Consider the following 6201-nt stretch of genomic DNA (forward strand, 5'->3'; position numbering starts at 1 on the left):
CTCACCGACAAGCCCCTGACCGGCACGTACCGGACCGCGTGGAACCGCAACATCCGGGGCGGGTTCTCCGTGCCACGCGCCGACGTCGCCCACCACATGCTCGCCATGGTGAACCAGCCGGACACCATCGAGCAGGTCGTAGGAATCGCGAACTGACCCATAACCAGCCTCGCACACGACCCGGGCTGCGACAGAGGAAACAAGCGACGACCCGCGACGGCCACCAACAAAGTCAAGAAGACGCCTCGGCCGTCCCGCCCGCCCCTTCGCCGCCCGGGTCACCCATCACGAAAGAGCGTGATCATGACGAAGTGCGCCCGTTTCGTCAGCCTCGTATGCGCGGGACTGTTCGCCGGATTCCTCACGTCAGTCCTCGTCCTGGAACTCTCGCTGCGCGGCTTCGACAGCACCGTCTACACCCAGGTCCGGCTGGTCGAACTCGACTCCCTCGACAAACTCGCCGTCGCCACACTCCTGCCGGCGCTGATCGCCACAGCGGTACTGGCTTACCAGACCTACCGAACAAACACCCGATGGCCGACCGTGGCCGCACTCGCCCTTCTGGTCCTCGTTCTCGGCCTCACGCTCACCGTCAACCTGCCCATCAACTCCGATCAACTCCACTGGAACGCCCAGTCCCCGCCCTCCAACTGGACCAACGTACGGGACCGCTGGCAGATCGCCCACGCCGTCCGGACGGTAGCCGCGGTCCTCGCCTTCGCGGCCCTCGCCCTTGCAACGTCGCTGCCTCGTACACGTCGTTCAAGCCCGCCGAACACCTCGGCGCGGACAATCCGCCGAGCACCGCGCCGGTGACGGAGCCTGCGGCCATGATCGTGGTGAAGCGGATGTTGGCGCCGAGGACGGAGAAGCTGCCGTCGCGGCTGTAGCGGGCGAACGCGACCAGCATGGTCGGCAGGGAGACCAGCAGGGAGAGGCTTCCGGCGGTCTTGATGTCTTCTCCGAACAGCAGCACGATCGTCGGGATCAGCAGCTCGCCTCCGGCGACGCCCATGATCGCGGCGACCACCCCGATGCCGAATCCGGCCGCGACGCCGCATGGGACCTGGGCCCATAGCGGGAGCGCGAGCGTGTCCAGGGTAGTGGTGTGGGTGACGACCAGGGCGGCGGCCATGAGCACCTTCACCGCCTGCCGGGGGCGAAGTGGGCGGCGAGCGCGGCGCGTGAGGCTCGTTCGGACAGGGCGTGTGCGGGCATGACGGCCGGCCTTTCGGGCAGGGCGCGGCACCGGCAGGCGAACCGGTGCCGCGCCGGGGCGGGCGAAGGGGGAAGTGGTCAGCGGCCGACGGGAAGGGGAGTGCCGTCGGCGGCTGCGGTGAAGAGGACCGGGCTAGGACCAGCGGGAGGCCCGCTTCTCCTCCCACCAGGCGGGCGGGTTGCCCGGTCCTCCGGTGTCCGGGCGGGATGCGGCGGCGGGCTGAGGCGCCGGGGGAACGGTGACCGGGCGGGCGGCGATCGGACTGGGCAGGCTGGTCTCGGTGTAGGCGATGCGCTTGCGCAGGCTGATGCCGAGGTCGTCGACGCTCAGATAGATGGAGTTGTCCATGATCGCGGTGATGCGCCCCTTGACCAGGACGTTGACCCCGTCGACGAGCGATTCAGCGGCGTTGCTGGCCAGGTCCCGCCAGGCGGTGCAGATGTAGGGAATCGGGTCCAGGTCACGCCACTTCTGCGCGGCGGCATCCCACTGCGTGGGGGTCTCGGTGAGGCGGAACCGGCAGACAGCAATGCCGTCTTGGGTGAAGCGGACTTCCAAGCCACCGGCGACGGTGCCGGTCACGTGCGTGACGGACGGGGCCATGCGAACACCTCCTACATCAAATAATAGTGTTTTCTGGGGGAGGGTCAACCCCCCTGTCGGCACTTCCCGCCGCCGGGGAGTGCGGTCCGGCGGGTGAGACGCCGGAAGCGGGCCTTCCACCCGGTCGGCTGCGCCGGGGCCGGCGGGGGGGGGTGAGGTTGTCGAACACCGTGGCGTCCTCGATCTCCACCTGCAACGGGACCGTGCCGTCGGCCCGGACCAACTGCTCGTCGGTGGTGTCCAGATGAACGGAGACCCGTACGGCTCCGCGGTCGGCGTCGAGGTAGGCGAACACGAGGATGCCCGCGATCTCGATGCAGGGCAGGCCTTCGTCGTCGGGGCCCTCCATCGGGTGGAAGACCGCCGAGCTGTTCGCCTCCGCGCAGGCCTCGGCGTCCGAGAGGCTGAGGCTGAGGGGCGTGCGCACGTGACGGGAGATGTCGGCGGGGTACAGCGTGTAACCCGCGTTGCCGCGGTTGTTCTCCGGCCCGTAGTAGAGGTCCACGGCCGTCTGGTCGTCGGAGGGAGGCCGGTACGGGAAACCGTCGGTGCCCGCCACGTCGTCCCAGGAACTGCGTACCTCCTGCGCGAGCGAGGCCAGGGCGGAAGCCTCGTCGGACCAGAGGGTCACGTCATCGCTGTGCCGGTTCCACTGACGCAGCACCCATGCCCGGCCGGCTGCCTGCGTGGTGAGGTTGTCGGTGACGGCGAAGCTGAAGCGGCTCAGCCACCCTTCGACGATGTCGACGGTGTCCGCACCCGGCCATTCGCCGGTGCGCTCCTGGAGGCCGTCCATCAGGTCGGCCAGGTCGATGATGGCCTCGCCTGCGAGCGTGGCCGGGTCCGGTTTGATCAGCATGGCGGTTTCCTTCCGTGCGGAACGGGGCGGTCAGGCCCCGTTCATGAGGCCGTTGAAGAGGTCCATCAGGTGTTGCTGTTCGGGGGTGAGGGTCGCGGTGCGCAGCACGCGTTTGCGCAGGACAGGCACGTCGAGGCTGATGCCGGAGGACACATCGGGCCGCTCGGGCAGCGAGACCAGCTGGTAGTTCCGGGTGTGGATCATCCAGGCCTCGTACCGGTCGGCAGGGCTGCCGCTGCGGGCGGCGTGACCCTCGTCCGTCGTGCGGGCCGGGCAGGGGCAGGACGGATCGGTGCAGGGCCGTCCGGCGGGGTGGCTGACCAGGACCGGGCTGCGGCGGTAGTGCGTGGCGATGCCGTTCAGCATCGGGCAGTGGTCGGCGGTGTACGGCAGGCACTCGGGGTGCAGCGCCGGTTCCGGGGAGCAGCCCTTGAGGACGTCGGCCGGGCGGACGAGCAGGAAGCACCGTTCGTCCAGCGGGTGTTCGCAGATCTGGCACAGGCGTCGCCGGAAGGCGGCGTGGGCCTTGTCGGCGTCGAGGACACCGAAGGCCGCGTGACCGTCGTGGATCAGGGTCACGTACGGCACCACCAGCCCGCCCGCCAGCGGCCGGCGGGCACAGCGTTGGGGTATGGCGTGCATGGGGTGAGTTCCTTCGGATCGCGGGGGCGTGCCACGGGGGCTCGTGCTGCCCGATGTCAGCTGCTGGCCGGTGGGGGAGGGTCGGCGGGACCGCCGGCCAGGAGCGCTTCCCAGTGGGCGTAGCGGCATTCGGTGGCGTCGTGCAGGCGCAGATGCAGCCAGTTGAGGTTGTCTCCGGCCCGGATGACGGCCTCGGCACCGATGGCGGCGGCCCGGGGGTAGATGGTGCCGTCGTCGGGGTCGACCAGGACGACGATCAGTCCCCGGCGGTGCGGCACGTGGCGGAGCGTGAAGTCGGCGTAGCTGCGGTCGTCCAGGAGCACGAGCGGAGCGCGCTGGTACTCCTCGGCGCTGAACAACGGCGATGGCAGGTGCAGGCGGGGGACCGGGCTCGTCCGCAGGCCGACCGGATCGTCGTCGGTGCTGTCGCTGATGACCAGCACCGGGGCCTGCGGTCCTTCCCGGAGGGCTTGTGGTGGGGCGGACATGGCGGTGACACGTCGCTTTCGTTGAGGATCGTGGCAAGAAAGAGGCCTCGGGAAAGGGGGAGTTGACGGCCCGCGGGCGGGGCGGCCGACGGGGGCCGCCCCGCCCGCAGGCGTTCGCTCAGCCGAGCGGGTAGAGCACCAGCGCGGGGAGAGCGGTGTCGGGGATGCCGTCCGCGTACAGCTCGCGCAGAGACTGGTCCGCCTTGAGCTCCTCCGGCAGCGGGAAGACGTCGCCGACGAGGTCGCTGTGGGTCGGCGCGTACCGGGAGAAGCTGTAGGTGGAGAACGGAGAGAAGAGGTTGCCCTCGGCGTCCCGGGACAGCACGACGAGCGTGTCTCCGGGCAAGCCCTTCCAGTCCTTGCGGACCAGATGGCGCAGCACGGCGAGGGTCAGGGGCGGTCGAGGGCCTCGCCGTCCGGGTCGGATGCTGTTGGTCAATTCGGGGCCTGCGTGACGTCGGCCTTCAAGACCCGGTTGTGGTTTTGAAGGCCGACGTTGTCGTATGGGGTGGGTGCGGATGTCGATGCAGCCGAAGGGGTCTGGGGAGATCCCGGCGGAGACGGTGCGGGTGGCTCGGGCCGCGTTCCCGAAGGGGAGTCTGGCGATCCGGGTTCGTGATGAGCTGGGGCCGCTGTTCACGGACGAGGAGTTCGCGGACCTGTTCCCGGTGCGGGGCAAGCCCGCCTGGTCGCCGGGACGCCTTGCGCTGGTGCTGGTGTTGCAGTTCGTGGAAGGGCTGACCGACCGGCAGGCCGCGGAGGCGGTACGGGCCCGGATCGACTTCAAGTACGCCCTCGGGCTCCGGCTGGATGATCCGGGCTTCGACTTCTCGGTGCTGTCGGAGTTCAGGGACCGGCTGGTTCACGCGGATGCCGGACGGCGGGTGCTGGACCGCATTCTTGCCGCGGCCCGGGACAAGGGGTTGCTCACCGGCAGGGGCAAGGCCCGGACCGACTCCACGCATGTGCTGTCGGCGGCGCGGGAGCTGGGATGGCTGGAGATGGTCGCCGAAACCCTGCGCGCGGCCCTGAACGCGCTCGCTGTCGCCGTTCCCGACTGGCTGGCCGAGGTCGCTGAGCCGGACTGGTTCAGGCACTACGCCACCCGGGCCGAGGACTCGCGCTTCCCCAAGACCCCGGCCAAGCGGGACGAGGTCGGCCGACGGATCGGAAACGACGGGATGCGGCTGCTTGAGGCCGTCACCTCGGCCGGTGTGCCCGCCGCACTGCGGGCGGTGCCGGAGGTGGAGAGCCTGAGGCAGATGTGGGTGCAGCACTTCCACCTGGTCGAGGGCGAGGTGCGGCGGCGGGACCCAAAAGACCGACCGCCGGGCGCGATTCGCCTGGTCACCCCCTATGACGTCGAAGCGCGCGGCAGCGTCAAGCGCGACACGATGTGGGACGGATACAAAGTCCACCTCACCGAGACCTGCGGGGCCGACACGCCGGACCTGATCACGAACGTCGCCACGACCGATGCCACGGTCAGTGACTTCGACCTGGTCCCGGCTGTCCACGCCGCTCTCGCCGAGCGCCGGCTGCTTCCCGGCGAGCACCTGGTCGACACCGGCTACGTCACCGCCCGCCACATCGTGGCTGCCCGACGCGACCACAACGTGGAGCTGGTGGGGCCGATGATGCCCGGCACCGGCTGGCAGAACCGGGCCCAAGCCTCAGAGACCTTTCCCGTCGGCGCGTTCAGCATCGACTGGGACTGCCAGACGGTGACCTGCCCCGGCGGGAAGAACAGCACCCGCTGGGCGAGGGAACCCGTGCGGGACAAGGTCGAGATCCGGGTGCAGTTCTCGAAGACCGACTGCGGGTCCTGCCAGGTCAAGAACTCCTGCACCCGCGGACCACGCCGCAAACTACAGTAACCATCCAGGACCGGGACATTCATGAGGTCCTGCACCAGCGCCGGGCCGAGCAGGAGACCGACGCGTGGAAGGAACGCTACAAGCTCCGCGCCGGTGTCGAAGGTGCTATTTCTCAGGCCGTGAACCGCTGCGGCCTGCGCAGATCCCGCTACCGCGGGCTTGCCAAGACCAGCCTCCAGCACCAGCTCACCGGAGCAGCGATCAACCTCGCCCGCATCGACGCCCACCTCACCGGCACCCGACGAGCCCGCACCCGCACCAGCCACTTCGCAGCACTTCGCCCCGCTGGTCTGAAGACCAGCGGGGCGAAGTAGACGGCCCCGAATTAACCAACAGCATCCGGGTCGGGGGACGGGGCCTGCTGCTGGTCGGTCATGACGGCCTTTCACGTGCGGGCCGGGCTGGGAGGCCAGGCCGGTTGATCGGCGGAGGGCGGGCGCCGCCCAGATGCCCGGGGGGCGGCCTGAGAACCCCTAATTCCTACTCCGAAACCAAACGGCATGCAACCGGGAA

6 protein-coding genes and 2 pseudogenes are annotated in these 6201 nt (G+C 69.6%); 2 read left to right on the plus strand and 6 right to left on the minus strand.

Going from position 1 to position 6201, the window contains the following annotated elements:
• Nucleotides 1-303: 303 nt before the first annotated feature.
• Complete coding sequence (locus ACFWWR_RS40815; RefSeq protein WP_384308964.1) at nt 304-816, plus strand: anthrone oxygenase family protein; 513 nt, start codon at nt 304-306, stop codon at nt 814-816.
• A gap of 16 nt (nt 817-832) precedes the next feature.
• Here the strand turns inward: ACFWWR_RS40815 and ACFWWR_RS40820 are convergent.
• The 6 genes and pseudogenes from ACFWWR_RS40820 to ACFWWR_RS40845 form a co-directional block, all read right to left on the minus strand.
• Nucleotides 833-1135, minus strand: a pseudogene (locus tag ACFWWR_RS40820) (TSUP family transporter); the annotation flags it as partial.
• Between the two features lie 216 nt (nt 1136-1351).
• Nucleotides 1352-1822: a single-stranded DNA-binding protein gene (locus ACFWWR_RS40825; RefSeq protein ID WP_384308967.1), complete on the minus strand. Its 471-nt coding sequence runs from the start codon at nt 1820-1822 to the stop codon at nt 1352-1354.
• Between the two features lie 16 nt (nt 1823-1838).
• Nucleotides 1839-2681 (minus strand): hypothetical protein, encoded by an 843-nt coding sequence (locus ACFWWR_RS40830; protein WP_384308969.1) that lies wholly within the window; start codon nt 2679-2681, stop codon nt 1839-1841.
• Nucleotides 2682-2711: 30 nt separating this feature from the next.
• Nucleotides 2712-3323 carry a cell envelope biogenesis protein OmpA gene (locus tag ACFWWR_RS40835; RefSeq protein ID WP_384308971.1) on the minus strand — a complete coding sequence of 204 codons (612 nt, stop codon included), beginning with the start codon at nt 3321-3323 and terminating at the stop codon, nt 2712-2714.
• 56 nt (nt 3324-3379) lie between these two features.
• Nucleotides 3380-3766, minus strand: coding sequence for a hypothetical protein (locus ACFWWR_RS40840; protein ID WP_384308974.1), 387 nt, complete (start codon nt 3764-3766; stop codon nt 3380-3382).
• Nucleotides 3767-3929: 163 nt separating this feature from the next.
• On the minus strand, nt 3930-4250 hold the full coding sequence (locus ACFWWR_RS40845; protein WP_384308976.1) for a hypothetical protein: 321 nt from the start codon (nt 4248-4250) through the stop codon (nt 3930-3932).
• A 79-nt stretch (nt 4251-4329) separates the two neighbouring features.
• On the opposite strand from ACFWWR_RS40845, the pseudogene ACFWWR_RS40850 reads away from it, so the two are divergent.
• Nucleotides 4330-6002 (plus strand): annotated as a pseudogene (locus ACFWWR_RS40850) (IS1182 family transposase).
• Nucleotides 6003-6201 lie beyond the last annotated feature (199 nt).

It is taken from the genome of Streptomyces sp. NPDC058678 (assembly GCF_042714835.1).
Classification (GTDB): Bacteria; Actinomycetota; Actinomycetes; order Streptomycetales; family Streptomycetaceae; genus Streptomyces.